Source organism: Microbispora sp. ATCC PTA-5024 (assembly GCF_000511135.2).
In the GTDB taxonomy this organism is placed as follows: Bacteria; Actinomycetota; Actinomycetes; order Streptosporangiales; family Streptosporangiaceae; genus Microbispora; species Microbispora corallina.
Window position 1 is genome coordinate 2407375 of the sequence record NZ_KI866522.1, and the last position, 24964, is coordinate 2432338.

The window sequence follows — 24964 nt, forward strand, 5'->3', positions numbered from 1 at the left end:
GACGCCGCGACGCCCTCCCCCGCACAACCGGGGCACGGACCGCCACGACCACGCTTCCCGCAGCGCCGCGGTTCTTCCCGCACAGAGCCCCGGCGCGCGTCGCGGCGCCCCTTCCGGCGCACCGCCGGAATCGCGGCCTATACGCACAACCAAGCGCTTGCTACGCTCCGGTCATGGTCTCCACGATCGTCTGGGGTACCGGAAACGTGGGCCGGGCGGCCATCCGCGCCGTCGAGGCCCATCCGGCACTGGAACTCACGGCCGTGCTCGTCCACGACCCCGGCAAGGCCGGCCGGGACGCCGGCGACCTGGCCGGGCTCGGCCACTCCCTGGGCGTCGCGGCGACGGACGACGTCGACGCGGTGCTCGCCGCCCGTCCCCGTGCCGTCGTGTACGCGGCGTCCGGCGACATCCGTCCCGACGAGGCCCTGGCCGACGTCGTCCGCGCGATCCGCGGCGGGGCCGTCGTCGTCACGCCCTCGCTGTACGCCCTCTACGACCAGCGCGGCGCGCCGCCTGAGGTGCGGGAGCCGGTGCTGGCCGCCGTCGCCGAAGGGGGCGGCTCACTGTTCGTGTCCGGCGTCGACCCCGGCTGGGGGAACGACGTCCTCCCGCTGATGATCAGCGGGCTCGGCACGGTCGTCGACGCGATCCGCTGCCAGGAGATCTTCGACTACTCGACGTACGACCAGGCGGACGCGGTGCGCTACCTGGTCGGCATGGGACAGCCGATGGACTACGAGCCGCCGATGCTCTCCGCGGGCGTCCCGTCGATGGTGTGGGGCGGCCAGGTGCGGTTGATCGCCAGGGCGCTCGGTGCCGAGCTCGGCGAGATCCGCGAGATCGTGGAGCGCCGTCCGCTCGACGCCACGGTGACCACCGCGACGATGGGCGACTTCGAGGCCGGCACCCAGGGCGCCGTCCGGTTCGAGGTGCAGGGCGTCGTCGAGGGCGAACCGCGCGTCGTCGTCGAGCACGTCACCCGCATCCACCCGTCCTGCGCCCCCGACTGGCCCGCGCCGCCGGACGGCGACGGCGCCCACCGGGTGATCATCGAGGGCCGGCCGCGGATCGAGGTGACGGTCGAGGCCACCGACGAGGGCGGCAACCGGTCCGCCGGCGGCAACGCGACGGCCGCCGCCCGGCTGGTCAACGCGATCGACTGGCTCGTCGGGGCGGAACCCGGGCTGTACGACGCCCTCGACGTCCCGCTGCGCCCCGCGACCGGCAGGCTCGGGAGGAAACGGCCATGAGGATCGACGTCCCCGATGGCAAGGACCCCATCGCGTACGTGTGGGGCGAGATGGTGCCCGGCATCGGGCCGGCGGCCTCGGCGTTCTCGCTGGCGGTGTACGCCCGCACGACGCTCGGGCTCCGCGAGTTCGAGGCGGCCCGGCTGCGGATCGCGCAGATCAACGGCTGCGCCTTCTGCCTCGACTGGCGGACGGAACGCGACGGCCGGAAGGTCGAGGACGAGTTCGCCGGCGCGGTGACCGAGTGGCGCACCACCGGCGCCTTCGACGACCGCACCCGCCTGGCCGCCGAGTACGCCGAGCGGTACGCCCTGGATCACCACGGCCTCGACGACGAGTTCTGGGCGCGGATGTCCGCCCACTACAGCCAGCGGGAGATCGTCGAGCTGACCATGTGCATCGGCTCTTGGCTGACGTTCGGCCGGCTCAACCGCGTGCTGGGACTCGACGCCGTGTGCGTGCTGCCCGGCGGTCCCCCGCCCGTCCCGGTCCCGGACCGCGCCGCCTCCGCAGAAAGCGAGGACCTCCCATGAGCGACCCCACGCCGTCCGGTGCCGGCATCACGGGCATCTCCCGCCGGGCGTTCATCGCCGGGACCGGTTCGCTGCTGGGGGCCGCGGCCCTGGCCGGCCGCGCCCCCGCGGCCCGGGCCGCCGTCGCCTCGACGCCGATCGCCGGCGGCGCGCACGTGCCCGTCCTGGTGATCGGCACCGGGTACGGTGGCTCGGTCGCCGCCCTGCGCCTCGCCGAGGCCGGCGTCGACGTGCACATGGTCGAGATGGGCATGGCCTGGGACACGCCCGGCTCCGACGGCAAGATCTTCTGCAACACCCTTCAGCCGGACCGCCGGTCGTACTGGCTGCGCACCCGGACCAAGGCGCCGCTGAACTACTTCCTCGGCTTTCCGATCGACAGGGACATCCCCCGCCACACCGGGGTCCTGGACGCCGAGGAGTTCGCCGGCATCACGGTCTACCAGGGCCGCGGCGTGGGCGGCGGCTCTCTCGTCAACGGCGGCATGGCGGTCACCCCCAAACGGGAGAACTTCGCGGGCATCCTCCCGTCGGTGGACGCGAACGAGATGTACGACGTCTACTACCCCCGCGCCAACGCCGGGCTCGGGGCGGGCCTGGTCGACCCGGCCTGGTTCGACTCCACCGCGTGCTACCAGTACGGCAGGGTCGGCCGTAAACAGGCCCAGCGATCGGGCTTCCCGTTCGTCTTCGTCCCCGACGTGTACGACTGGGACTACATGAAGCAGGAGGCGGCCGGGACCGTCCCCAGGTCGGCGCTGGCCGGCGAGATCCTCTACGGCAACAACTACGGCAAGAAGTCGCTGCAGAAGACCTACCTGGCCCGGGCCGCCGCCACCGGCAGGGTCACCGTCTCGGCGCTGCACAAGGTCACCTCGGTCGCCCCCGCGCCGGGCGGCGGCTACGCGGTCGTGATCGACCAGATCGACACCGGGGGGAATGTCACGGCCACCAAGACCGTGACCGCGGACCGGGTGTTCTTCGCCGCCGGCAGCGTCGGCACCAGCAAGCTGCTGGTCAGGCTGAAGGCCACGGGCGCGCTGCCCGCCCTGAACGACGAGGTCGGCAAGGGCTGGGGCGACAACGGCAACGTGATGTGCGGCCGGGCCAACCACCTGTGGGACCCGACGGGCAGCCTCCAGTCGTCCATCCCCTGCTGCGGCATCGACAACTGGGCGGCCGGCGGCGCCTTCGCCGAGGTCGCGCCGCTGCCCACGGGCATCGAGACCTTCGCGTCGTTCTATCTGTCGATCACGAAGAACCCCAACCGCGCCGCGTTCTCCTGGGACGCCGCCACCGGGACCGTCGTGCTGAACTGGCAGACCGCCTGGAAGCAGCCGTCCATCGCCATGGCCAAGACGATCTTCGACAGGATCAACGCGACCGAGGGCACGATCTACCGGACCGACCTCTTCGGCGTGTACAAGATCTGGGGCGATCACCTGACGTACCACCCGCTCGGCGGCGCGGTGCTGAACAAGGCGACCGACAACTACGGCCGCCTCACGGCCTACCCCGGCCTGTACGTCATCGACGCCTCCCTGATCCCCGGCAACACCACCGTCAACCCGTTCGTCACCATCACCGCCCTGGCCGAGCGGAACATCGAGAAGATCATCGCCACCGACCTGTGACGCGGAGCCGGACCGCCCCGCCCCTCCCGGTGCCCCGGCGCCGCCGTATGATCCATGCGCCGCCGGGGCCGTGCGCGGCCGACGCGTAGCGCGCCGGGCCGGCGTCCGGGCCTCGCGGCGTCCCAGCACCTTCGCGGAACGGAAGACACGATGGCAGAGCGGGCCGATCAGGCGATCAAGGCGCTTCGCGCGGAACTCGACGACCTCGCCGCGCTGGTGCGCGGCCTCACGGCGGACGACCTCGGCCGCCCCTCGGGGGCCGCCGAGTGGGACGTCTCCCAGGTGCTGAGCCACCTGGGCAGCGGCGCGGAGATCAACCTGGCCGCCCTCGACGCGGCGCTCGGCGGGACCGACGGCCCGGACATGGACTTCATCAAGGGCGTGTGGGCCCGATGGGACGGGATGTCGCCCGCCGCCCGCGCCGAGGAGTTCGTCAGGGCGAACGAGGCGCTGGTGAGCCGCCTGGAGAGCCTGGACGGGCGGACGCGGGACGACCTCCTCGTCCCGATCTGGTTCCTGCCGCAGCCGATCGACGTGGCGGGGTTCGCCGGCATGCGGCTCAGCGAGGTCGCGCACCACACCTGGGACGTGAAGGTCGCGTTCGACCCGGCCGCCGCCCTGGACCCGGTCGCCGTCGACCTGCTGGTCGACGAGGCCGGCCGTCTCGCCGGGTTCCTCGGCAAGGCGGACGCGCTGGGCGGCCGGCAGGTGACGGTCGCCGTGCACGTCACCGCTCCGGAGCGCTCGTTCGGCCTCGAGATCCGCGACGCCGTGGCGCTCGTCGACACCCCGGCCGAGCCCGACGCCGTCCTCACGGCCCCCGCGGAATGGTGGCTGCGCCTCCTCACCGGCCGGCACGCGCCCGAGCGCACCCCCGCCGGCGTCCGGCTCACGGGCGACGCGCTCACCCTGGACGACCTCCGACGGGTATTCCCGGGGTTCTGACCCTCCCGGCCTCATAATCCCACCAAAACCGGTAGGTTTTTGACACGCGAGCGGCCTGCTGGGCGTGTCCGTCCCCCGGGAGCACGCGGGCGCCGAGGTGGGGGCGGCCACGCTCGCCGAGGTGTTCCGCCTGCTCGCGACCGGCGACCCCAACATCGCGCAGATCCCGCAGAGCCACTTCGTGTACGTCAACGTCCTGCGCGCGCAGGGGTCACCGGAGCAGAAGAGGTTCTTCTTCGGCGAGGTGCTCGCGGGCAGGCGGTTCGGCAACGCCCAGTCGGAGGCGGGCACCAGGCACGTCCAGGACTACCGGACCCGTCTCACCCCCGCCCCTGACGGCGGCCACGTCCTCACGGGCGAGAAGCACTACAGCACGGGAGCCCTGTTCGCCGACTGGATCCCCGTCCTGGCCAGGGACGCCGACGAGCTGCTCCAGGTGGCGTACGTGCCCAGGGACGCCCCCGGCGTCGAGGTGATCGACGACTGGGCGGGGATGGGCCAGCGGGTCACGGCCAGCGGCACGGTCCGCCTCCGGGAGGTGCGGGTGCCGGCCGCGCACGTCGTGCCGCACCACCTGACGTTCACCGGTCCCCACCTCCACGGCGCGCTCGCCCAGCTCCTGCACGCGGCCATCGACGTCGGTATCGCGGGCGCCGCGCTGCGGGACGCCCGGGAGTTCGTGCTGACGAAGAGCCGGCCGTGGTTCGAGAGCGGCTCCGCCACGGCGGCCGAGGACCCTCTGCTCATCCAGCGGTTCGGTGAGCTGGCCGTCACCCTGCGGGCGGCGCAGGCCCTGCTGCGGGAGGCGGGCCGGGCCGTGGACGACGCCCGTGCCGTCCTCGCCGCCCACGACGCCCACGACGCCGCAGCCGGCGCGGGACCGGGCGCCGCGGACGACCGGGAGGCCGCCGAGGCCGCGGGGGCGGCGTCCATCTCCGTCGCCACCGCCAAGGCGTACGCGGACCGGGCCGCGATCGAGCTCGCCGACGCCGTCTTCGAGGTGTCGGGAACGCGGTCGAGCCTGGAGGGGCTCAACCTCAACCGGCACTGGCGCAACGCCCGCACGCACACCCTGCACGACCCGGTGCGGTGGAAGGTGCAGCACATCGGCCGGTACACGCTGAACGGCACCCTCCCGCCCCGCCACGGCCTCCTCTGACCCACGGAGAGCACGACCATGACCTCGTCGCCCCTGACGTTCCACTGGTTCCTGCCCACGTACGGCGACAGCCGCTACATCGTCGGCGGCGGGCACGGCCTGGCCGCCGGCTCGGCCTCCGGCGACCGTCCCGCCACCCTCAGCTACCTCGGCCAGATCGCCCGGGCCGCGGAGGACCTCGGCTTCGCGGGCGCGCTCACGCCGACCGGCGCGTGGTGCGAGGACGCCTGGCTGACCACGGCGATGCTGGCGGAGGCCACCGAGCGGCTGAAGTTCCTCGTCGCGTTCCGGCCGGGCCTGCTCAGCCCCACGCTCGCCGCGCAGATGGCCGCCACCTACCAGTGGCACTCCGGCGGGCGGCTCCTGCTCAACGTGGTCACCGGCGGCGAGGCGCACGAGCAGCGGGGGTACGGCGACTTCCTGGACAAGGCCGCGCGGTACGCCAGGGCCGGCGAGTTCCTGGAGGTGGTCCGGGCGCTGTGGTCGGGCGGCCCGGTCGACTTCCGGGGCGAGCACGTCCAGGTCGAGGGCGGACGCATCCCGCGCGTGCCGGACCCCCTGCCGCCGATCTACTTCGGCGGGTCGTCCCAGCCGGCCGGGCCGGTGGCCGCCCGCCACGCCGACGTCTACCTGACCTGGGGCGAACCGCCCGCGGACGTCGCCGCCAAGCTCGCCTGGATGGCGTCGCTCGCCGCCGCCGAGGGACGCTCCCTGCGGTACGGCATCCGGCTGCACGTCATCACACGCGACACGGCGGACGAGGCGTGGGCGGCGGCCGACCGGCTGCTCGCGGCCGTCGACCCCGAGACGATCAGCCGGGTGCAGGAGGGCCTGCGGCGCAGCGAGTCCGAGGGGCAGCGGCGCATGCTCGACCTGCACGGCGGCCGGTCCGCGGACCTCCTGGTCGCGCCCAACCTGTGGGCCGGCGTGGGGCTCGTCCGCGGCGGCGCGGGGACCGCCCTCGTGGGCAGCCACCGGGAGGTGGCCGACCGGATCGCCGAGTACCACGACCTGGGGCTGACCGAGTTCATCCTGTCGGGCTACCCGCATCTGGAGGAGGCGTACTGGTTCGGCGAGGGCGTCCTGCCGCTGCTCGCCGAGCGCGGCCTGTGGACGCACCCGGCGCGGGCCGCCGCCCTCTCACCGGCCGCCGTCCCCTTCGCGGGGGTCTGACCGCCTCCGGCGCCGGGGGCCGGGCGGTCACGAGGCCGGGACCCCGTCGCCGAGTGTGCGGCGATTCCGGTAGAGGTCGCGCAGGAGCAGGACCTCCGCGCCGTGGTGGACGACCTCGCGGTTGATGTGCAGGATCAGCGCCGCCAGCGGGAACCCGGCGTACGGGCCCTCACTCGGCCCGCACGGCCGGGCGAGGCCCTCCTCCCCGAGGCCGCGCACCCCCTCGATCCAGACGGTGTACGCCTCGTCGAGCTGGCGCAGGGCCTCGCCGGCCGATCCCGCGTAGGGGAAGTGGTCGTGATGGACCGGAGGGCCGCCGAAGTGGGCGGCCGACCGCATGCCGAGGACGCCGACGATCACGTGTGCGAGCCGCCAGGCGATCGTCGTCACCGGCGCCGGGCGGGGCTCCGGCAGGGCGAAGTCGATCGCGTACTCCCCGTCCCCCACGGAGGCCGGGGCCGTGCCGGTGCCGCGGGGACGGACGCTCCAGCAGCCCGCCACCGGCTCCCAGAGGTACTCCTCGTCGGTGAGCCCGTCGAGCCGGGGACGCAGATGGGTGCGCCAGTGCCAGTCGAGCTGGTCGTGCAGGTGCGTGCTCCACGCGATGCCCATGCCGGAACCCTAGCCCGCGCCCCCGCCGCCCGGCCCCGCCCCGCCGTGCGTGGGGCGTCCGGGGGCGGAGGGGGTCGCGGCACAGGAGGAGTCCGGAGGTCACGAGCGCAGGGTACGCCGGGACGATCGGCGCGAGCGCGCCTGTTTCGTGATGCTCACCCCCTTGACGTTCCACAAATGCGGGGATAAACACATACAAAACAACATCGAAACGGCGGTGAACCCACACGATGTACGCCGAGGAACGGCAGCAGGAGATCCTGAGCGCCGCCCGGGCCGCCGGGCGGGTGGACGTGGTGACGCTCGCCGAGCAGTTCGGGGTCACCACGGAGACCATCCGCCGCGATCTGACCGTCCTGGAGCGCGCGGGCGTGCTGCGCCGGGTGCACGGCGGGGCGATTCCGGTCGAACGGCTCGGGTTCGAGCCGGCCCTCGCCGCCCGCGACGAGGTCATGACGGCCGAGAAGGAGCGAATCGCCAAGGCCGCCCTGGCGGAGCTCCCACAGGACGGCGCGATCATCATCGACGCGGGGTCGACCATGGGCCGCCTCGTGCAGGTCCTCCCGGCGGACCGCGAGCTCACGGTCGTCGTGAACTCGCCGCCGCTCGCGACCGCGCTGGCCACCCGGCCCTCCGTGACCGTCCTCATGCTCGGCGGCCGGGTGCGGGGGCGCACGCTGGCCACGGTCGAGGACTGGGCGCTCCAGCAACTCTCCCAGCTCCACGTGGACGTCGCCTTCATGGCGACCAACGGCTGCTCGGTGGCACGAGGGCTCACCACCCCCGACCCGGCCGAGGCGGCGATCAAGCGGGCGATGATCGCCTCGGCGCAGCGGTCCGTGCTGCTGGCCGACCACACGAAGTTCGCCGGGAACTACCTCGCCCGCTTCGCCACGCTGGCGGAGATCGACGTGATCATCACGGACGCGGGCCTCGACCTGGAGCTGGCGGCCGACCTGGCGGCGGCGGGTCCCGAGGTCGTCCGGGCATGATCCTCACGCTGACCCTGAACCCGAGCCTCGACCGGACCATCGAGGTCGGCGCGCTCACCCGCGGGGCCGTCATCCGGGCGGGCGCGGCCCACCTCGACCCCGGCGGCAAGGGCGTCAACGTGTCGCGGGCCCTGCTGGCAAACGGTGTCAGGTCGTGCGCCGTCATCCCGTACGGCGGCAGCGAGGGGCGGCGGCTCGTGGAGCTGCTGTCGGTCGAGGGCATCGACATGATCCCCGTGCCGGTGGCGGGCCCGACCCGCTCGAACGTCGCGCTCGCCGAGCCCGACGGCACGGTCACGAAGGTCAACGAGCCGGGCACGGCCCTCACGGCGGCCGAGCTGGACACGCTGGCGGCGGCCGTGCTCGACGCGGCCCGGTCCGCCGACTGGGTGGTCGCCTCGGGCAGCCTGCCCCCCGGCGTGCCGGTGGACGTGTACGCCGGGCTGTGCCGCAGGTTCGGAGCGGCCGGGATCCACCTGGCCGTGGACACCAGCGGGCCGGCCCTCGTGTCCGCGGTCTGCGCCGGACCGGCCCTCGTCAAGCCCAACCGCGACGAGCTCGCCGAGGCGACGGGCGCCGACATGGCCCACCTGGGCGATGTGATCGACGCCGTCGGGAAGCTGCGGGCGATGGGCGCCCGCTCCGTCCTCACCAGCCTCGGAGCCGACGGCGCCCTGCTCGTCGAGGACGGTGGCGCCTGGTTCGGGGACTGCCCGGTCGCCGAGCCCCGCAGCAGCGTCGGCGCGGGCGACGCGATGCTCGCCGGCTTCCTCGCGGCGGGGGCCCAGGGCGAGGAGGCGCTGGCCGAGGGCCTCGCGTGGGCGAGCGCCGCCGTCGGGCTGCCCGGCAGCCGGATGCCCGGTCCGGCCGACATCGATCGCACAGCCGTCCGGATCACCACCCCTGATCCGGCCCTGCCGCTCACGCCCGGGGGATGAGCGGCGCAACTCCCCCCAGCCGGCCCGCCGGGCCGGCCGCCCCGGAAGGAGCACGACATTGGCCACCCCGTACACCCCCACCGTCCACGGAACCGGTGTGAGGGCGACGATCCAGCGCTTCGGCGGTCACCTCGCCGGGATGATCATGCCCAACATCGGTGCCTTCATCGCCTGGGGCCTCATCACGGCCCTGTTCATCCCGACCGGCTGGGTGCCCAACACCACGCTGGCGGCCCTGGTCGACCCCGTCATCAAGGTGCTGCTCCCCGTGCTCATCGGCTACACGGGCGGCCGCATGGTCCACGGCCAGCGCGGCGCGGTCGTCGGCGCGGTGGCGACCATGGGCGTCGTCGTCGGGGCGGACGTCCCGATGTTCCTCGGCGGCATGATCATGGGCCCGCTCGCCGCGTACGTGCTCAAGCACGTCGACCGGTTCACCGAGGAGCGGACGCGGGCCGGGTTCGAGATGCTGGTGGACAACTTCACCGCGGGCATCGTGGGCGCCCTCGCCGCCATCGCCGGCGTCCTCGCCATCGGCCCGGTCGTGGAGCGGTGCACCCAGGTGGCGGAGAGCGGCGTCGAGTGGCTGGTGAACCACCACCTCCTGCCGATCGCCTCGGTCATCATCGAGCCGGGCAAGGTCCTGTTCCTCAACAACGCGATCAACCACGGCGTCCTCGGCCCGCTGGGGGTCGCCGAGACGGTCCAGCACGGCAAGTCGATCCTGTTCATGCTGGAGTCGAACCCCGGCCCCGGCCTCGGCCTGCTCATCGCGTACCTGCTGTTCGGCCCGCGCGCCCTGCGGCCCAGCACGCCCGCCGCCATCGTGATCCACTTCCTCGGCGGCATCCACGAGATCTACTTCCCGTACGTGCTGATGAAGCCGCGCCTGATCCTGGCCGTCATCGCGGGCGGCGCGTCCGGCATCCTGACGTTCCTGGTCACCGGGGCGGGACTGGTGGCCACGCCGTCCCCCGGCAGCATCTTCGCCTACATGGCCGTGACGCCCAAGGGCGGCTGGTTCGGCGTGATCGCCGGCATCGTCGTCGCCACGGCGGTCTCGTTCGCGGTGGCGTCGGCCCTGCTCGGCTTCGGCCGGGGCGCCGGGGACGACTCCGGCGAGCCGGACGCCGAGGCAGCCGAGTCCGCGGAGGCCGCCGACGGGACGGCCGCCGACGGGGCCACTCCCGAGACCACCGCCGTCGAGATCAACACCACCGTTCCGGCCGCCAAGGAGGCGTGACGCCGTGTCCACCATTGAGAGCAAGGACGTCCACAAGATCGTCGTGGCCTGCGACGCGGGGATGGGCAGCAGCGTGATGCTGGCGAGCCAGCTCCGCAGGCAGCTCAAGGGGTCCTCCGTCGCGGTGGAGCACACCCCGGTCAACTCGATCCCCACGGACGCCGACGTGATCCTGTGCCACGTCGGGCTGGCGGCCCGGGCCCGGGCGACCGCCCCCGGCGTCGTGCTCGTGCCGTTCCAGGTCTTCATCGGCGACCCCGCGGTCACCCGGCTCGTCACGACCATCAAGAACGGCGGGACGATCAATGGCTGACCGGGCCGGCACGGCCCCGCTCCCCCTCGACCCCCGCGCCGTACGGCTGGACGCCGTGGCCGTGGACGTCGAGGACGCGATCCGGCAGTGCGGGCGGGCCCTCGCCGCCGTCGGCGCCGTGGACGGCTCGTACATGGAGGCGATGCTGGAGCGCGAGCGGTCGATCTCCACGTACGTCGGAGAGGGGGTCGCCATCCCCCACGGGACACTGGTCTCCAAGGACGCCGTCCGGCACGACGCGGTCTGCGTGCTGCGCTTCCCCGGCGGGGTCGACTGGCACGGCGAGCGGGTGACGGTGTGCGTCGGCATCGCCGCCCGCGGCGACGGCCACGTCCGGCTGCTGTCGGAGCTCGCGCGGATCCTGCTCGACCCGGACCGGGCCGCCGCGCTGCGGGACGCGACCGAGGTCGCCGCGGTCGTCGCCCTGCTCACCCCTGATCCCGACCCCGAAGGAGAGGACGCATCCGAGTGAAGGTCGCCCGATTCCACGCGCCCGGCGACATCCGCCTCGAGGACGTGCCGGAGCCCCGGCCGCGCCCCGGCGAGGTCAAGGTGCGCGTGCGCAACTGCTCCACCTGCGGCACCGACGTGAAGATCTTCCGGTACGGCCACCACCACATCAGGCCGCCGCGCGTGATGGGGCACGAGATCGCCGGCGAGATCGCCGAGCTGGGCGACGGCGTGACCGGGTGGAGCCCCGGCGACCGCGTCCAGGTCATCGCCGCCATCCCCTGCGGAGTCTGCGAGGAGTGCCGCCGGGGGCACCGCACCGTCTGCCCCGACCAGGAGTCGATGGGCTACCACTACGACGGCGGCTTCGCCCAGTACATGATCGTGCCGGCCAAGGTCCTCGCCGTGGACGGCCTCAACCGGATCCCGGACGGCGTGGGCTTCGCGGAGGCCTCGGTCGCCGAGCCCCTCGCCTGCGTCCTCAACGGCCAGGAGCTGGCCCGGGTGGGCGACGGCGACGACGTCGTGGTGGTCGGCTCCGGGCCGATCGGCTGCCTGCACGTGCGGCTGGCCCGCGCGCGCGGGGCGGGCCGGGTGTTCCTCGCCGACCTCAACGCCGGCCGCCTCGCCATGGCCGCCGACCTGGTCCGGCCCGACGCGGCCATCTGCGCCGGCGACGTCGACCTGGTCGACGAGGTGCGCAAGCTCACCGGCGGACGCGGGGCGGACGTCGTCGTCACGGCGGCGGCCTCGGGCGCCGCCCAGGAGCAGGCGGTGCAGATGGCGGCCCGCCAGGGGCGGATCAGCTTCTTCGGCGGGCTGCCGAAGGACGACCCGGTGATCCGGCTCGACTCCAACGTCGTCCACTACCGGGAGCTCACGATCGTCGGGGCGAACGGGTCGAGCCCGGCCCACAACGCGCGGGCCCTGGGCCTGATCGCCGGCGGGGCCGTCCCCGTGGCCGACCTCATCACCCACCGGCTCGGACTCCCCGAGGTCCTGGACGCCATCGACGTCGTCGGCCGCGGCGCGGCCATCAAGGTCACCATCGAGCCCTGAAGGAGGTTCGCGATGCCGGAAAGGACCGTGGCGGTCGCGTCGCGCTCCGGTTTGCACGCCCGCCCCGCCAAGATCTTCGTGCAGGCCGCGGCCAGGCAGGGGACGCCGGTGCGGATCCGCGTCGGGAACGGCGCGCCGGTCCGGGCCGACAGCATGCTGGCTGTGCTGTCCCTCGGCGCAGAGCACGGCACCGAGGTCACGCTGGAGGCGGACGGCCCCGGCGCCGACGAGGCGCTGGCCTCCCTGGCCGAGCTCCTCGGCCGCGACCTGGACGCCGAGGGCGCCCCCGGCGCCTGACCTCGCCCGCTCCCCCGCCCGCTCCCCCTGCGAGACAGGGACGAGCGAGGGGACGCGCGTTCGCGCTGCCCCGGGGCAGACTGGGAGCGGAACCCTCCCCGCGGGGAGGGACCGGCGCGGGCTGGAGGGCGTGAGGTGGCGGGCGAACCGGTGGGCGAGTACGTCCGGCGGCCGCCCGCGCCCCCGCTCCGGGCGCTCGTGGCCGAGTACGGCGGCTACCGGGAGGCCGGCGCGGCGCCCCGGGTCCACCGCGGGCTGCCCTCGCCGTACCTCACGATGATCGTCACACTCGACGACCCGCTCGTGGTGGCCGCGCACCCCGACCCCCGCACTCCGCCCGGGTCGTACGACACGCTGGTGGGCGGGCTCCACACCACGCCCGCGCTGATCACGCACGACGGGAGGCAGTCGGGCGTCCAGATCTCGCTGACGCCGCCCGGCGCCCGCGCCCTGCTGGGAGTCCCGGCGGGCGAGCTGTCCGGGCTGGACCTCGACGGCGCCGACGTGCTCGGGCGTCTGGCGTGCGAGCTGCGCGAGCGCCTGCGGGAGGCCCCCGGATGGTCCGAACGGTTCACCGTCCTCGACGAGGTGCTGCTGCGCCGCGTGGCCTCGGCCCCGGCGCCCGCGGCCGAGGTCCAGTGGGCCTGGCGGCGGATCGCCTCCAGCGGCGGCGGCGTGAGCGTGGCCGACCTCGCGGCCGGCGTGGGGTGGAGCACCCGGCACCTGGCCGACCGGTTCCGGCGCGAGATCGGCCTCGGACCGAAGGAGGCGTGCCGGGTCGTCCGGTTCCACCGGGTGCGGCGGGCGCTGCAACAGGCCGCGCTGACCGGGTCGCGCCTCACACTGGCCGACGCCGCCGCGGCCCACGGCTACTGCGACCAGGCGCACCTGGCCCGCGAGTTCGGCGCGCTGGCCGGGCTGCCGCCCAGCGCGTGGCTGGCCGAGGAGTTCCCCTGGTTCCGAAACGTCCAAGCCGCCGGCCTCGGTCCGGCCACAGACTCGTGGGCATGAGCGACACCACACCACCGCCCCAGGTCTGGCCCACGCTGCGCGCCCGCGACGCGCGCGCCCTCATCCGGTTCCTCGTCGACGCGTTCGGCTTCGAGGAGACCGCCGTGTACGGCGACGGGGACCACGTCAGCCACGCCCAGCTCACCTGGCCCCTCGGGGGCGGGATCATGCTCGGGTCGGTCCGGGACACCCCCGGCGACACGTGGAACCTCGCCCCCGGAACGTTCGGGGCGTACGTCGTGACCGACGACCCCGACGCGCTGTACGCGCGGGCGACGGCCGCGGGGGCGCAGGTCGTCCGGGAGCCGGAGGACCACGACTACGGCTCCCGGGGGTTCGAGGTGCGGGATCCGGAAGGCAACCTCTGGTCCTTCGGCACCTACCGGGGCGAGCCAAGCAAAACTTGAATCTCTCCGGTTTTCGCGTCGTAAATCGATGAATAGGCCGCGCAAAAGCGGATAGGGAGTGCCTGACATGCACGAACAGGGCTAAACGCGGCCTACATCGATGAGAGGAGACGTCCGGCATGACGGACGTGTCGAGCAAAGGACCGGGGCCCGGGGACGATCGTCCCGTGCTGACCAACCGGCAGGGACACCCGGTCTACGACAACCAGAACCAGCGCACCATCGGCGCGCGCGGGCCGGCGACCCTCGAGAACTACCACTTCCTCGAGAAGATCAGCCACTTCGACCGGGAGCGCATTCCGGAGCGGGTCGTCCACGCGCGCGGCACCACGTCGTACGGATTCTTCGAGGCCTACGGCTCCTGGGGCGACGAGCCCATCGCCCGGTACACCCGGGCCAAGCTCTTCCAGGAGGCCGGGAAGCGCACGGACGTCGCGGTCCGCTTCTCCACGGTGATCGGCGGCCGGGACTCCTCCGAGTGCGCCCGCGATCCGCGCGGATTCGCGGTCAAGTTCTACACCGAGGACGGCAACTGGGACCTCGTCGGCAACGACCTCGCGGTGTTCTTCATCCGGGACGCCATCAAGTTCCCCGACGTCATCCACGCCCTCAAGCCCGACCCGGTCACCTTCCGCCAGGACCCGAACCGGATCTTCGACTTCATGTCGCAGAGCCCGGAGAGCCTGCACATGCTCGTCAACCTGTTCAGCCCCCGCGGCATCCCGGCCGGCTACCGGCACATGCAGGGGTTCGGGGTGAACACGTACAGGTGGGTGAACGCCGAGGGCGAGACCCGGCTGGTGAAGTACCACTGGATGCCCAAGCAGGGCGTCCGCAGCATGACGGCCGCGGACGCGGCCCGCATCCAGGCGAACGACCTGGGCCACGCCACCAGGGACCTGCGCGAGGCCATCGACAGGGGCGAGTACCCCGAGTGGGAGCTGCTCGTCCAGATGATGAGCGACGACGAGCACCCCGAACTGGACTTCGACCCGCTGGACGACACCAAGGTCTGGCCCGAGGACGTCTTCCCGGCCAAGCCCGTCGGCCGCATGGTCCTCGACCGGAACGTGTCCAACCAGTTCGCCGAGAACGAGCAGATCTCGTTCGGCACCGGCGTGCTGGTCGACGGCCTCGACTTCTCCGACGACAAGATGCTCGTGGGCCGCACCTTCTCCTACAGCGACACCCAGCGGTACCGGGTCGGGCCCAACTACCTGCAGCTTCCGGTAAACCAGGCGAAGAACGCGCAGGTGCGGACCAACCAGCGGGACGGCCTGATGACGTACCACGTCGACGAAGGCGGCGAGAACCCGCACGTCAACTACGAGCCCTCGATCACCGGCGGGCTCAGGGAGGCGGAGTACCCGACGCACGACGAGCAGGGCCCGGAGGTCGTGGGCCGGGTCACCCGCAAGCGGATCCCGCGGACCGACGACTACACGCAGGCGGGCCAGCGCTACCTGCTGATGGAGGAGTGGGAGCGCGACGACCTCGTGGAGAACCTGACCACCATGCTGTCCCAGTGCGTCCGGCCCATCCAGGAGCGGATGGTCTGGCACCTCCTGCTGGCCGAGGACGACCTCGGGCTGCGCGTGGGCGAGGGTCTCGGCATCACGCCCGACGACGTCAAGCACCTGGAGCCGCTGGCCAGCCAGGACCTGACGGAGGAGGACCAGGCGCGCCTCGCCAACCTCGGCAAGAACGGCCCCCGCGACGTGTCCGGACTGAAGATGACGCACTGCGTCCCGGACGAGCGCGCGACCGTCGCCGCCGAGAGCTGACGACCGCGGTCACGGAGCCCCGGCCCCCTCGGGAGCCGGGCTTCCGGCGTCTTCCCGGGCCTTCGGGAATTACCCGGAGGAAGCGGCGATCGTCTGAGAGGACCGGCCCGCCCCTGCGAAGCTGGCGCTCATGTCGGGAACGGCGGCGGCGCGGGCGATGGGCCGGCTCGCCGCCGCGGCCGCCGCCCACTGCGCCGACCTGGACGCGGCCGCCCGTCTCACAGCCGCGCACGCCTGGGTCGGCGGCGGCGCCCCCCGCTTCGCGAACGACCTCGCCCGCCACCGCGCCGCCCTCCAGTCCGCCCTCGAGTCGGCGCTCGGCGCGGTCTCCGCCCTCGCCGCCCGGCAGGGCTCCCCCTCCCCCGCCGTGCCGCAGGTGCGGACGTCCGTGACGGTCATGGTGGCGACGCCCGGGCCGTACCGGGGGGTGGACCCGCGGGCGATGGGCGGCCTGATCGCCGCGCTGGAGACGGCGGCCGGCCGTCTGCCCGATCTCGCGGCCCTCCTCCGGGCCGAACTGGCAGCCCTGTGCCTTCCGGCGGGCGACGGCCTGACGGTCGCCCGGATCTCCGCGTGGGCCGCCGAGCAGGCGCGGGACCTGCGCCGCCGCCTCGACCTGATCCAGCGGGCGGAGGACGGCACCGGTCTCGTACCGGCCGGCCTGATCGGATTCGGGCTGTTCGGGTCGTTCGCCGCCGACCCCGGCGACGCCGGGACGCTGCTGCGCCGCGCCGCCTCGGGCGACGCCGGGGCCCTGACGGCCCTGCTCGCGCTGCAGGCGTGGGGCGCCGACCCCGGGCTCGCCGCCCGCGTCCACGCCTGGTGGCGGGCGCTGCCCCAGGATCGGCGCGACGAGCTGGTCGCCGCGGCGCCCCGCGGCGTCGGCTCGCTCGACGGCCTTCCGGCCGCCGTACGCGATCAGGCGAACCGGCGGTTCCTGGCGGCGGAGAAGACCCGGCTGACGGCCGAGTGCCGCCGGCTCGTCGCGCTCATGGGGCGGACGGGCGAGCCCGGCGTGCTCCTCACCCTCGACGCGGCGCAGCGCGCCCTGGACAAGGTCCTCCTGGTCGAGCGGTCGCTCGCGCCGGGCGGCGCCGGCGGCCTCCCCCACGCGTACCTGCTCGCGTTCGGCCACACCGGGCTCGGGAGGCTCGTCGTCTCGTGGGGCGACCCCGACACGGCCGACACCACCGTGACGTACGTCCCCGGCCTCGGCAGCCGCCTCGACGGCGCGGACGGCGACGTCGAGCGGGCCCGGCAGCTGTGGCAGCAGTGCCGGGCCACCGCCACCGGGCGGCGGGTCGCCTCGATCGCCTGGCTCGGGTACGACGCCCCGCAGATCGGACCGGCGATGATCACGCCGGGGACGTCGGTGGCGACGGAGGCGCCGGCCACGGCGGGCGCGGGAGCGCTCGCGTCCTTCGCCGACGGGCTGCACGCCGCCCACCGGCCCGCCGCGGACGCGCGCAACGTCGTCCTCGGCCACAGCTACGGCTCCCTGGTCGCGGGCAAGGCCGCCCTGCTGCGGCCGGGGCGCCTGGCGGACGAGTTCGTCTTCGTGGGCAGCCCCGGAGTCGGCGTCGAGCACGCGGCCGACCTCGGCGTCCCGGCCGCGCACGTCTGGGTGGGCGAGGCGGGCAACGACCCGGTGGCGTACCTCGGCCGCTTCGCCGCCGACCCCGGCGACGCCTCCTTCGGCGCCCGCCGCTTCTTCGTCCAGCGCACCCTCATCGCCGACGCCCACTCCAGCTACTGGAACCCGCACTCGGCGTCGCTGCTCAACATGGCGATGATCGTGAACGGCCGGTACGACGCGCTCATCCAGCCGAAGCCCCTCGAACGGCCCGAGCTGCTGATGCCTGAACTCGCCCCCGACGCTTTGCGGGGGTCGGACCGGTGAGACGCGTGCTGTGCGCTCTTCTGGCGGCGGTGCTGGCCGGCTGCGGAGGCGTGAGGAGCGACGCGATGGACAGGACGTTGAGCGAGCACGAGGCGCTGGACCGCATCGGCACGCTCATCACCTCCACGGCGGCGGTCCTGCGTCCGCACCCCCGCCTGGAGCCTCTGACGCTGTTCACCGTCCCCGGCCGCTGCCAGGACGCGGAAGGCGGCTCCGGCCGGATCGTCGTGAGCCGCGCCTACTGGCTGCGCGAGGTACCGGCGCGGGACAACGTCCACGTGGCGCGTCAGGTCGTGGACGAGTGGACCAGGCAGGGGCACACGCTCGTCGGAACCGGGGGCTTCGAGTCCGGGCATCCGAACGTGTCCGCCCTGTCGCGGCCGGACGGGTTCGTCCTGGCGCTGGCCTGGGCGGAGGGGGACCATCTCTACCTCGCCGCCACCTCGCCCTGCGTCCGTCCCGACCGGACACCGGCTCCCTGATCATCCGGGCCGTGGCGGGCGACGGGAGGCGCTACCCTACGGGAAGGCCGGAGTTGTTGAGGAGTGTGTGGTTATGCGCGTTGTTGATGCTTTCCGGGAGGCGTACGGCGCCGAGCCCGCCGGAGTGTGGCACGCGCCGGGGAGAGTCAACCTGATCGGCGAGCACACCGACTACAACGACGGCTTCGTCCTGCCGTTCGCGGTCCCGTGGGGCGTCACCGCCGCCGTCTCTCCGCGCGAGGACGGCGTGATCCGCATCCGCTCACTCCAGGCGCCGGGCAAGGACCAGGTCCTCGACGACCTCGACCGGGCGGAGGGGTGGGCCCGCTACCCCGTGGGCGTCGTGTGGGTCCTGCGCGAGCGCGGCCTGCCGGTCGGGGGCGCCGACATCGTCATGGACGGGGACGTGCCGGCGGGCGCCGGGCTGTCCTCCAGCGCCGCCCTGGAGGTCTCCGTCGCCCTCGCCCTGAACGACCTGTACGACCTCGGCCTGGAGCGCATGGAGCTGGCCAGGATCGGCCAGAAGGCCGAGAACGACTTCGTCGGCATGCCGTGCGGGATCATGGACCAGGCGGCCTCGGCGCTGAGCGAGGAGGGGCACGCCCTCTTCCTCGACTGCCGCTCCCTGGGCAGCCGCTCGATCCCGTTCGACCTGGCCGCGCACGGACTCCAGCTGCTGATCATCAACACCCGCGTCCACCACGAGCTGGCGGACGGGCAGTACGCCCGCCGCCGCCGGGACTGCGAGAGCGCCGCCAAGCACCTCGGCCTGGCGTCCCTGCGCGACGTGACGGACCTCGCCGACGCGCTGGCCCGGCTGAGCGGCGACGAGCGGGCGCGCACCCAGCACGTCGTGACGGAGAACCACCGCGTCGAGGCCGTGATCGGGCTGCTGCGGGCGGGAGCCGTCCAGGAGATCGGCGCGCTGCTCAACGCGTCGCACCTGTCCCTGCGCGACCAGTACGAGGTGTCGTGCGACGAGCTCGACGTCGCCGTCGAGTCGGCGATCAAGGGCGGCGCCCGGGGCGCCCGCATGACCGGCGGCGGCTTCGGCGGCTCGGCGATCGCGCTCGTGGCCGACGACCGGGTGGACCGGGTGCGCGCCACCGTGGCCGGGGCCTACGAGGAGCGCGGCTGGGCCGCCCCCGAGTTCCTGCCGGCCGTCCCGGCCCCCGGAGCCCGCAGGCTCGTCTGACCCGCCGCCGGCCTCGACGCCGCGCCGGCGCCCCCCGCTCGGTACGGCCGGGTCAGCCGAGCGGCGGGAACCGCGGGGGCCGCCGTTCGAGGAACGCGCCCACCCCCTCGGCGAAGTCGGGCCGCCCGAACGACTCGGCCATGAGCCGGACGGCCCTGTCGCGGGACTCGTCGAGCCCGGTCTCCCAGTCGCCCCACACCTGCCGTTTGATGATGGACATCGAGGTCGGCGAGCACTCCCTGGCCAGCTCGCCCGCGTAGGCGAGGGCCTCCTCCAGCAGCCGCTCCCCCGGGACGGCCCGGACGGCCAGGCCCATGGCGTACGCCTCGGCGCCGCTGAAGACCCGGGCGGACAGCAGCAGGTCCATGGCCCGGGCCTGCCCGGCGAGCCGGGGGAGGATCCACGCCAGGCCGTACTCCGCGATCAGCCCGCGACGGGAGAAGGCGGTCGTCCACTTGGCGTCCTCGGCCGTGAGGACGACGTCGCAGACGAGGGCGTGCACCATGCCGAGGCCGGCGCACGCGCCGTTCACGGCGGCGACGATCGGTTTGCGGATCGTCGCCGGGAACGTGGTGGGCCGGTCGTCCGGCTTCCCGGCGTACTCCCCCGACCCGATCTCGGTGAGCGTCCGGAAGTCCGCCCCGGCGCAGAAGCCTCGTCCCGCGCCCGTGACGACGACGGCCCGCACCGAGGGGTCGCTGTCGGCCTCCTCCAGCAGGTCGAAGTAGCGCCGTCCCATCTCGTCGGTCCAGGCGTTCAGCCGGTCGGGCCGGTTGAACGTCAGGAGCCGCACGCCGCCGTCGTCCTCGGACAGCACCACCATGGCCGCCTCCTTCGCAGAACTATGTTCTACCCCAGGAGGCCGTCCCGCGGAACGGCCGGGCCGTCAGTCCCGGGTACGGCGGACGTAGGCGGGCGTGAGGCTCACGTCGTCGTAGTACCGGTGGAAGACCGGCGTCGCGGCCCCGGACAGCGGCGGCACGATCCACGACCAGTCGGCGGGGCAGACCCGCCCGTTGCGCTCCTCCTTGTCCAGATGGATCATGAACCGCCGCGCCTCGGTGTGGTGGTCGGTCATGGTCACGCCGTCCTCCTCGAAGGAGTGGAGCACGGCGAGGTTCAGCTCCACCAGGGCCTGGTCGCGCCAGAGCGTCCGGTCGTGGGAGGTGTCGAGGCCGAGCCGCTCGGCGACTACGGGGAGCTGGTCGTAGCGGTCCGCGTCGGCCAGGTTGCGCGCGCCGATCTCGGTGCCCATGTACCAGCCGTTGAACGGCGCGCAGGGGTAGGTCACGCCCCCGATCTCCAGGGACATGTTCGAGATCGCCGGCACCGCGTGCCACTTCAGCCCGAGCTCCGCGAACCAGGGCAGCCGCGGGTGCCGCAGGGGCACCTCCAGGACCGCGTCGGAGGGCACCTCGCGCATGGAGAGGATGTCCTTGGTCTCGATGAGCAGCGGGAGCAGGTCGAACCTGGTCCCCTCCCCACGCCACCCCAGCCGGCGCGCCCACTCCGTGATCTCGGTGTTCGCGGGGTCGCCGGTCACGGAGCCGTCGGGGCCGACGTACCCCGCGTACCGGATGAGCTGGTCGTTCCAAATTCGCGGCGCGCGCTCCCCGGGCGTGTCGGGGGCGAACACCGTAATCGTCGGACGGATCCGGCCGCCGTTCGTCGCGACCCTGAGATGCTCCACGCACTCCTCGGCGACGCCGTCCGCCGTGTCCACGTGCCGGTGGTCCCGCACGCGCAGCGACCGCCAGTAGAGCCGTCCGATGCACTTGTTGCTGTTGCGCCACGCCACCCGGGCCCCGAACTCCAGTTCCTCGGGCGTGTGGGTGTACGTTCCCCGCTGCGAGACCTCCGCGAGGACCTCCCTGAGCCGGGGTCCCACCGGCCCCGCGGACGGGTTCTCCGCGTGGTACAGCCGGATGAAGTCCTCCGCCTCCCGCCTGTCGATCTCCCCTTCGCGCTCCGGTTCCCGTACGGCCTCCGCCGTCTTCCTGGACCTCAACCACGTCAGCACGACCGCCACACACTTCACACTCGCGGGCATCGCGCGCCGGTTCCGGGATGGCGGGGACGCCCTTCACGCAGTGGCCCTCACCCCACTGCGACGTCTGTGGTCCGCGGCTGCCGCGGCCCGAAGGCAGCGGCGCTCACATTTTCTGTGAAGTCCCATGATTTGTCCGGCGAATCCATACACTCGTGTGCCCGGTGGGACGGGCGCAACGCGAAAACCCCGGCGGGGGGCGACCTGTCGATCGCCCCCCGCCGGGGTGTGAGAAGCTCCCGCGATAGGACTCGAACCTATAACCTGCCGGTTAACAGCCGGCTGCTCTGCCGATTGAGCTACACGGGACTGCTTCGCTCCGCCTGGCCTGGCCTTTCGGCCTTCCTTGCGGCGCGGAACTAGATTAGCGCACTCCGGGGGGTGTCTGTCACATCCATTGCTGTTGGATAGTTGCAGGCCCTCGGGGTAGGGGGGCGGGGAACACGAGCGCGGGAGGTGGAAGATGCGGTACAAGGCGATGTTCGTCACGGGGCTGGCGGTCGGGTACGTCCTCGGCACGCGGGCCGGGCGCGAGCGGTACGAGCAGATCAAGCGCTTCGCGCAGCGGGTCGCCGACAGCCCGTCGGTCCAGGAGGCGGCGGGGCTGGTGGGGGCCCAGGCGTCGAAGGTGGCGGGCAAGGCCAAGGACCTCGCGGGCGACAGACTCGGCGACAAGGTGCCGTTCCTGCGCAGGCAGGAGTCGTGGGAGACCGACAGGGTGGGGGCCGCGACCGGCTGGCCGAGCAACGACCCCGACCGGCTCACCTGACATTTCCCCCGCGTACGGCGGCAGGCGCGACAGCCCCCGGCGACCGCTGGGGGCTTTCTCGTCGTTTCTGGAATCGCCGAATTAGTAACGAACCTCCGGCGATATCCCTTTTGTTCGCTTTTCTCGGCGGGCCGGCGGCCGTTCAGACGCCGAGGCTGCGCCGCATCTCCTCCAGGGCCTGCTCGGCGAGGGCCCGCAGGCCGGGGTCGGACGCGTCGAGACCCGGGTCGAAGACGAACTCCCAGCGCGGCGTGTCGTAGCCGGGCACGCGGCGGGCGACGAGGCGCACTCCCCCGCGGGCGTCCAGGGCCACGTGGCGGCTGGCCACGATCGACGCGGTGACGCGCTCCCTGACCGTCTCGGGCAGCGCGCCCGGCTCGGGCAGGGTCACGCGGTGGGCCCGCCCGTCGGTCATCGTGACCGTCACGCCCTCCTCGTCCCACACCGCCTTGTCCGTGAGGTGCCAGGGCAGGCGGAGGCCGCCGGGCAGGTGGAGCGCGTGGGTGGTCGCCACCACGTAGTCGCCCTCGGACGTCCGGGCGTGGCTGATGGGCCGTTCCCCGGCGTCGAGGGCGAGCGCCGTGCGGACCTCCGCGGGCAGGCGGCGGGAGCCGAGCAGGCGCACGGACCTGCCGAAGAGGGAGGGCTTCGAGTCAGCCAAGGGGCACCGCCTGGGAGCGCGACCGTCGTCGGGTACGTCCGCAGGCTATCCGGCCCCGCCGGCCGCCCACGAGCCGGGTACGGGCCCACAGGCCGCCCGCGTCGGACCCTCCACATCTAGGCGAGGCCGCGCGTGTCCGGTCCTCCCGGCACGCCCAGCCCGCACGGGTACGGGCCCACTCGGCCGCCCCATCCGGCCCTCCGGACGCGGCGGGGCCCCGCGGAGAGTCTCCGCGGGGCCCCGTCGACGGCGCGTCAGTCGAGGTAGTCGCGCAGCATCTGCGCCCGCGTGGGGTGGCGCAGCTTGGCCAGCGTCTTGGACTCGATCTGGCGGATGCGCTCGCGCGTCACACCGAACTCCCGGCCGACCTCCTCCAGCGTCCGGGGGTGGCCGTCCGCGAGGCCGAAGCGCAGCTGGATGATCCGCTGCTCGCGCTCCGACAGCGTGGCCAGGATGTCGTCGAGCTGGTCCTGGAGCATGATGAACGCGGCCGCCTCGATGGGCACCACGGCGTCGGCGTCCTCGATGAAGTCGCCGAGGTCGGAGTCCTCCTCACCGATCGGCGACTGGAGGGAGACGGGCTCCTGCGCGATGCGCTGGATCTCCACGACCCGGTCGATCGGCAGGTCCATCTCCGCCGCGATCTCCTCGGGGGCCGGCTCGCGCCCGAGGTCCTGGTGGAGCTGGCGCTGCACCCGGACGAGCTTGTTGATCGTCTCGACCATGTGCACCGGGATGCGGATCGTCCTGGCCTGGTCGGCGATGGCCCGGGTGATCGCCTGCCGGATCCACCAGGTGGCGTACGTCGAGAACTTGTAGCCCTTGGTGTAGTCGAACTTCTCGACCGCCCGGATCAGGCCCAGGTTGCCCTCCTGGATCAGGTCCAGGAAGAGCATGCCGCGGCCGACGTACCGCTTGGCGATGGAGACCACGAGCCGCAGGTTGGCCTCGATGAGGCGCTGCTTGGCCCGCACGCCCTCCCAGACGAGGTCCTCCAGCTCGGGGCGGCCCAGCCGGGCGGCGCCGCTCTCGCAGAGCTTGTCCTCGGCGAACAGCCCCGCCTCGATGGCCTTGGCGAGCTCGACCTCCTCCTCCGCGGTGAGCAGCGGAACCCGGCCGATCTCGCGGAGGTAGATCCTGACCAGATCGCTCGTCGGCGCCCGTTTGCCGACATCCTCCTCGTCGGGCCTGCTGGGCTCCTCGTCGCCTTGCGGCTCGAGGACCTCGACCCCGTTTTCGGCGAGCATGCGCACGACGCGCTCCAGCGCGTCGGCGGGAAGCTCGGATCGGTCGAGCGCGGCGGCCACGTCGTCAACCGTGACGCTTCCGCGCTCCCTTCCCTTAGCGACGAGGTCCGCCACCTGGTCTACCGATGGCGGCCTGCTTGGCAGCACCGATGCACCCACGCATCACAGTGTGCGGTATAGGCACCGCAAAATGGCAGGCCTATTTTTGTCACCCAAGGTAAGGCAGAAGTCAATACCGAATCGAGATCAAAACATATGTTTGGCGACTGTGAGATCTGGAAAGGGTGGTTAATTCAGGCCCCGGTCGCGCGTTCCCGCAACACACGTCGCTGCTGCTCCAGGGCCACGAGCTCGCCGAAGAGACGGTTGTACTCCTGCTGTTCGTCGACCGGGTTGAGACGTTGGAGACGCGACTTCACCTGGGTCACCGCACGGCCCACGGCGGTCTCCTGCAATTTCGCGAGAACGGCCGTGCCGTATCGCTCCTCGCCGCTCACGTCGGCGCGCAGCGCCTCGACGGCGAACCGCGTGACGAGCGACGGCAGGTCGATTCCCGGCTGTCCCTGCGCCGGGGTCTCCGCCGCCTGGGCGAGCAGCCGGTCGACCCATTCCCGGCCGCCCGGGCCGCCGGAGGCGGTGCCGCCCGCAGCCATGATCAGCTCGTGCAGCGCGACGTGCTCGGGCCGGGTGAAGGTGCCGGGGCCGAGCGCGTCGAACTCCGGGCCGAGCAGGGCCGGCCGCTGGACGGCGAGCTTGAGCGCCTCGGCCTCCAGCCGTACGGCGGGGTCGGGCGGCTCCTGCCGGGACGGCGCGGGCGGCGCGGCGGCCCCCGGCCTGCCGGGGCGGGCGGCGGCCTGCTG

The 24964-nt window shown here is 73.3% G+C and carries 25 protein-coding genes, 1 tRNA gene and 1 pseudogene; 20 read left to right on the forward strand and 7 right to left on the reverse strand.

The window, feature by feature from the left end:
• The first annotated feature begins 173 nt into the window (after window positions 1–173).
• The 6 genes from MPTA5024_RS10870 to MPTA5024_RS10895 all read left to right on the forward strand — a co-directional run bounded on the left by MPTA5024_RS10870 (window position 174) and on the right by MPTA5024_RS10895 (window position 6697).
• Window positions 174–1253: an NAD(P)H-dependent amine dehydrogenase family protein gene (locus MPTA5024_RS10870; RefSeq protein ID WP_036322174.1), complete on the forward strand. Its 1080-nt coding sequence runs from the start codon at window positions 174–176 to the stop codon at window positions 1251–1253.
• Window positions 1250–1786, forward strand: a complete 537-nt coding sequence (locus MPTA5024_RS10875; RefSeq protein ID WP_036322175.1) for a carboxymuconolactone decarboxylase family protein — start codon at window positions 1250–1252, stop codon at window positions 1784–1786. The genes MPTA5024_RS10870 and MPTA5024_RS10875 overlap by 4 nt, the downstream gene beginning before the upstream one ends.
• The gene (locus tag MPTA5024_RS10880; protein WP_036322176.1) at window positions 1783–3420 is read left to right on the forward strand and encodes a GMC oxidoreductase; all 1638 of its coding nucleotides are present in this window, start codon (window positions 1783–1785) and stop codon (window positions 3418–3420) included. Before MPTA5024_RS10875 ends, MPTA5024_RS10880 begins: the two co-directional genes overlap by 4 nt.
• Before the next feature lie 150 nt (window positions 3421–3570).
• The gene (locus MPTA5024_RS10885) at window positions 3571–4365 is read left to right on the forward strand and encodes a maleylpyruvate isomerase family mycothiol-dependent enzyme (RefSeq protein ID WP_036322177.1); all 795 of its coding nucleotides are present in this window, start codon (window positions 3571–3573) and stop codon (window positions 4363–4365) included.
• 58 nt (window positions 4366–4423) lie between these two features.
• On the forward strand, window positions 4424–5524 hold the full coding sequence (locus tag MPTA5024_RS10890) for an SfnB family sulfur acquisition oxidoreductase (RefSeq protein WP_269750569.1): 1101 nt from the start codon (window positions 4424–4426) through the stop codon (window positions 5522–5524).
• An 18-nt stretch (window positions 5525–5542) separates the two neighbouring features.
• Window positions 5543–6697, forward strand: a complete 1155-nt coding sequence (locus tag MPTA5024_RS10895; protein ID WP_036322178.1) for an LLM class flavin-dependent oxidoreductase — start codon at window positions 5543–5545, stop codon at window positions 6695–6697.
• Window positions 6698–6724: 27 nt separating this feature from the next.
• Here MPTA5024_RS10895 and MPTA5024_RS10900 read toward each other — a convergent pair whose 3' ends face one another.
• Window positions 6725–7309, reverse strand: coding sequence for a DinB family protein (locus tag MPTA5024_RS10900; RefSeq protein ID WP_036322180.1), 585 nt, complete (start codon window positions 7307–7309; stop codon window positions 6725–6727).
• 230 nt (window positions 7310–7539) lie between these two features.
• Here MPTA5024_RS10900 and MPTA5024_RS10905 point away from each other — a divergent pair, with 230 nt between their 5' ends.
• The 13 genes from MPTA5024_RS10905 (at window position 7540) to galK (ending at window position 19380) form a co-directional block, all read left to right on the forward strand.
• Window positions 7540–8301: a DeoR/GlpR family DNA-binding transcription regulator gene (locus MPTA5024_RS10905; protein ID WP_036322182.1), complete on the forward strand. Its 762-nt coding sequence runs from the start codon at window positions 7540–7542 to the stop codon at window positions 8299–8301.
• Window positions 8298–9239 (forward strand): 1-phosphofructokinase, encoded by a 942-nt coding sequence (gene pfkB, locus MPTA5024_RS10910; RefSeq protein WP_036322184.1) that lies wholly within the window; start codon window positions 8298–8300, stop codon window positions 9237–9239. The genes MPTA5024_RS10905 and pfkB overlap by 4 nt, the downstream gene beginning before the upstream one ends.
• Window positions 9240–9297: 58 nt before the next feature.
• On the forward strand, window positions 9298–10482 hold the full coding sequence (gene mtlA / locus MPTA5024_RS10915; protein ID WP_051457924.1) for a PTS mannitol transporter subunit IICB: 1185 nt from the start codon (window positions 9298–9300) through the stop codon (window positions 10480–10482).
• A 4-nt stretch (window positions 10483–10486) separates the two neighbouring features.
• Entirely contained in the window at window positions 10487–10795 is a 309-nt protein-coding gene (locus MPTA5024_RS43370) for a PTS lactose transporter subunit IIB (protein ID WP_036322186.1), read from the forward strand.
• Window positions 10788–11267: a PTS sugar transporter subunit IIA gene (locus tag MPTA5024_RS10925; RefSeq protein ID WP_036322188.1), complete on the forward strand. Its 480-nt coding sequence runs from the start codon at window positions 10788–10790 to the stop codon at window positions 11265–11267. Before MPTA5024_RS43370 ends, MPTA5024_RS10925 begins: the two co-directional genes overlap by 8 nt.
• A complete protein-coding gene (locus MPTA5024_RS10930) occupies window positions 11264–12304 on the forward strand; it encodes a zinc-dependent dehydrogenase (protein WP_036322189.1) in 1041 nt (346 codons plus the stop codon). The genes MPTA5024_RS10925 and MPTA5024_RS10930 overlap by 4 nt, the downstream gene beginning before the upstream one ends.
• A 12-nt stretch (window positions 12305–12316) precedes the next feature.
• Entirely contained in the window at window positions 12317–12601 is a 285-nt protein-coding gene (locus MPTA5024_RS10935) for an HPr family phosphocarrier protein (RefSeq protein WP_036322191.1), read from the forward strand.
• 135 nt (window positions 12602–12736) lie between these two features.
• Window positions 12737–13612, forward strand: a complete 876-nt coding sequence (locus MPTA5024_RS10940) for a helix-turn-helix domain-containing protein (RefSeq protein WP_051457925.1) — start codon at window positions 12737–12739, stop codon at window positions 13610–13612.
• A complete protein-coding gene (locus MPTA5024_RS10945) occupies window positions 13609–14019 on the forward strand; it encodes a VOC family protein (RefSeq protein WP_036323920.1) in 411 nt (136 codons plus the stop codon). Before MPTA5024_RS10940 ends, MPTA5024_RS10945 begins: the two co-directional genes overlap by 4 nt.
• Window positions 14020–14138: 119 nt before the next feature.
• A complete protein-coding gene (locus MPTA5024_RS10950; RefSeq protein ID WP_036322193.1) occupies window positions 14139–15803 on the forward strand; it encodes a catalase in 1665 nt (554 codons plus the stop codon).
• A gap of 130 nt (window positions 15804–15933) precedes the next feature.
• The gene (locus MPTA5024_RS10955; protein WP_051457926.1) at window positions 15934–17703 is read left to right on the forward strand and encodes an alpha/beta hydrolase; all 1770 of its coding nucleotides are present in this window, start codon (window positions 15934–15936) and stop codon (window positions 17701–17703) included.
• Window positions 17704–17768: 65 nt separating this feature from the next.
• Window positions 17769–18185 (forward strand): hypothetical protein, encoded by a 417-nt coding sequence (locus MPTA5024_RS10960; protein ID WP_036323929.1) that lies wholly within the window; start codon window positions 17769–17771, stop codon window positions 18183–18185.
• A gap of 73 nt (window positions 18186–18258) precedes the next feature.
• The gene (galK, locus tag MPTA5024_RS10965; protein WP_036322195.1) at window positions 18259–19380 is read left to right on the forward strand and encodes a galactokinase; all 1122 of its coding nucleotides are present in this window, start codon (window positions 18259–18261) and stop codon (window positions 19378–19380) included.
• Between the two features lie 52 nt (window positions 19381–19432).
• On the opposite strand, the gene MPTA5024_RS10970 is transcribed toward galK, so the two are convergent.
• The 3 genes from MPTA5024_RS10970 to MPTA5024_RS10980 form a co-directional block, all read right to left on the reverse strand.
• A complete protein-coding gene (locus tag MPTA5024_RS10970) occupies window positions 19433–20203 on the reverse strand; it encodes an enoyl-CoA hydratase-related protein (protein ID WP_036322197.1) in 771 nt (256 codons plus the stop codon).
• 63 nt (window positions 20204–20266) lie between these two features.
• Window positions 20267–21409: a nitric oxide synthase oxygenase gene (locus MPTA5024_RS10975; protein WP_232326393.1), complete on the reverse strand. Its 1143-nt coding sequence runs from the start codon at window positions 21407–21409 to the stop codon at window positions 20267–20269.
• A gap of 254 nt (window positions 21410–21663) precedes the next feature.
• Window positions 21664–21736: transfer RNA gene (locus MPTA5024_RS10980), tRNA-Asn, on the reverse strand.
• Window positions 21737–21890: 154 nt separating this feature from the next.
• Here MPTA5024_RS10980 and MPTA5024_RS43375 point away from each other — a divergent pair.
• Complete coding sequence (locus tag MPTA5024_RS43375) at window positions 21891–22196, forward strand: YtxH domain-containing protein (RefSeq protein WP_036322199.1); 306 nt, start codon at window positions 21891–21893, stop codon at window positions 22194–22196.
• A gap of 142 nt (window positions 22197–22338) precedes the next feature.
• Here MPTA5024_RS43375 and MPTA5024_RS10990 read toward each other — a convergent pair whose 3' ends face one another.
• The 3 genes and pseudogenes from MPTA5024_RS10990 to MPTA5024_RS43380 all read right to left on the reverse strand — a co-directional run.
• Window positions 22339–22857, reverse strand: coding sequence for a hypothetical protein (locus tag MPTA5024_RS10990; protein WP_051457927.1), 519 nt, complete (start codon window positions 22855–22857; stop codon window positions 22339–22341).
• A gap of 254 nt (window positions 22858–23111) precedes the next feature.
• Window positions 23112–24251 carry an RNA polymerase sigma factor RpoD gene (rpoD, locus tag MPTA5024_RS10995; RefSeq protein WP_036322200.1) on the reverse strand — a complete coding sequence of 380 codons (1140 nt, stop codon included), beginning with the start codon at window positions 24249–24251 and terminating at the stop codon, window positions 23112–23114.
• Between the two features lie 146 nt (window positions 24252–24397).
• Window positions 24398–24964 (reverse strand): annotated as a pseudogene (locus MPTA5024_RS43380) (DNA primase); the annotation flags it as partial.

Excerpts from the sequence above, each read along its gene's own strand:
- MPTA5024_RS10875 (WP_036322175.1), top strand. The coding sequence starts at position 1,250 with ATGAGGATCGACGTCCCCGATGGCAAGGACCCCATCGCGTACGTGTGG.
- MPTA5024_RS10905 (WP_036322182.1), top strand. The coding sequence starts at position 7,540 with ATGTACGCCGAGGAACGGCAGCAGGAGATCCTGAGCGCCGCCCGGGCC.
- MPTA5024_RS10960 (WP_036323929.1), top strand. The coding sequence starts at position 17,769 with ATGGACAGGACGTTGAGCGAGCACGAGGCGCTGGACCGCATCGGCACG.
- MPTA5024_RS10945 (WP_036323920.1), top strand. The coding sequence starts at position 13,609 with ATGAGCGACACCACACCACCGCCCCAGGTCTGGCCCACGCTGCGCGCC.
- MPTA5024_RS43375 (WP_036322199.1), top strand. The coding sequence starts at position 21,891 with ATGCGGTACAAGGCGATGTTCGTCACGGGGCTGGCGGTCGGGTACGTC.
- galK (WP_036322195.1), top strand. The coding sequence starts at position 18,259 with ATGCGCGTTGTTGATGCTTTCCGGGAGGCGTACGGCGCCGAGCCCGCC.
- pfkB (WP_036322184.1), top strand. The coding sequence starts at position 8,298 with ATGATCCTCACGCTGACCCTGAACCCGAGCCTCGACCGGACCATCGAG.
- MPTA5024_RS10970 (WP_036322197.1), bottom strand. The coding sequence starts at position 20,203 with ATGGTGGTGCTGTCCGAGGACGACGGCGGCGTGCGGCTCCTGACGTTC.
- MPTA5024_RS10955 (WP_051457926.1), top strand. The coding sequence starts at position 15,934 with ATGTCGGGAACGGCGGCGGCGCGGGCGATGGGCCGGCTCGCCGCCGCG.
- MPTA5024_RS10950 (WP_036322193.1), top strand. The coding sequence starts at position 14,139 with ATGACGGACGTGTCGAGCAAAGGACCGGGGCCCGGGGACGATCGTCCC.
- MPTA5024_RS10885 (WP_036322177.1), top strand. The coding sequence starts at position 3,571 with ATGGCAGAGCGGGCCGATCAGGCGATCAAGGCGCTTCGCGCGGAACTC.
- MPTA5024_RS10935 (WP_036322191.1), top strand. The coding sequence starts at position 12,317 with ATGCCGGAAAGGACCGTGGCGGTCGCGTCGCGCTCCGGTTTGCACGCC.
- MPTA5024_RS10880 (WP_036322176.1), top strand. The coding sequence starts at position 1,783 with ATGAGCGACCCCACGCCGTCCGGTGCCGGCATCACGGGCATCTCCCGC.
- MPTA5024_RS10870 (WP_036322174.1), top strand. The coding sequence starts at position 174 with ATGGTCTCCACGATCGTCTGGGGTACCGGAAACGTGGGCCGGGCGGCC.
- MPTA5024_RS10900 (WP_036322180.1), bottom strand. The coding sequence starts at position 7,309 with ATGGGCATCGCGTGGAGCACGCACCTGCACGACCAGCTCGACTGGCAC.
- MPTA5024_RS10895 (WP_036322178.1), top strand. The coding sequence starts at position 5,543 with ATGACCTCGTCGCCCCTGACGTTCCACTGGTTCCTGCCCACGTACGGC.
- MPTA5024_RS10925 (WP_036322188.1), top strand. The coding sequence starts at position 10,788 with ATGGCTGACCGGGCCGGCACGGCCCCGCTCCCCCTCGACCCCCGCGCC.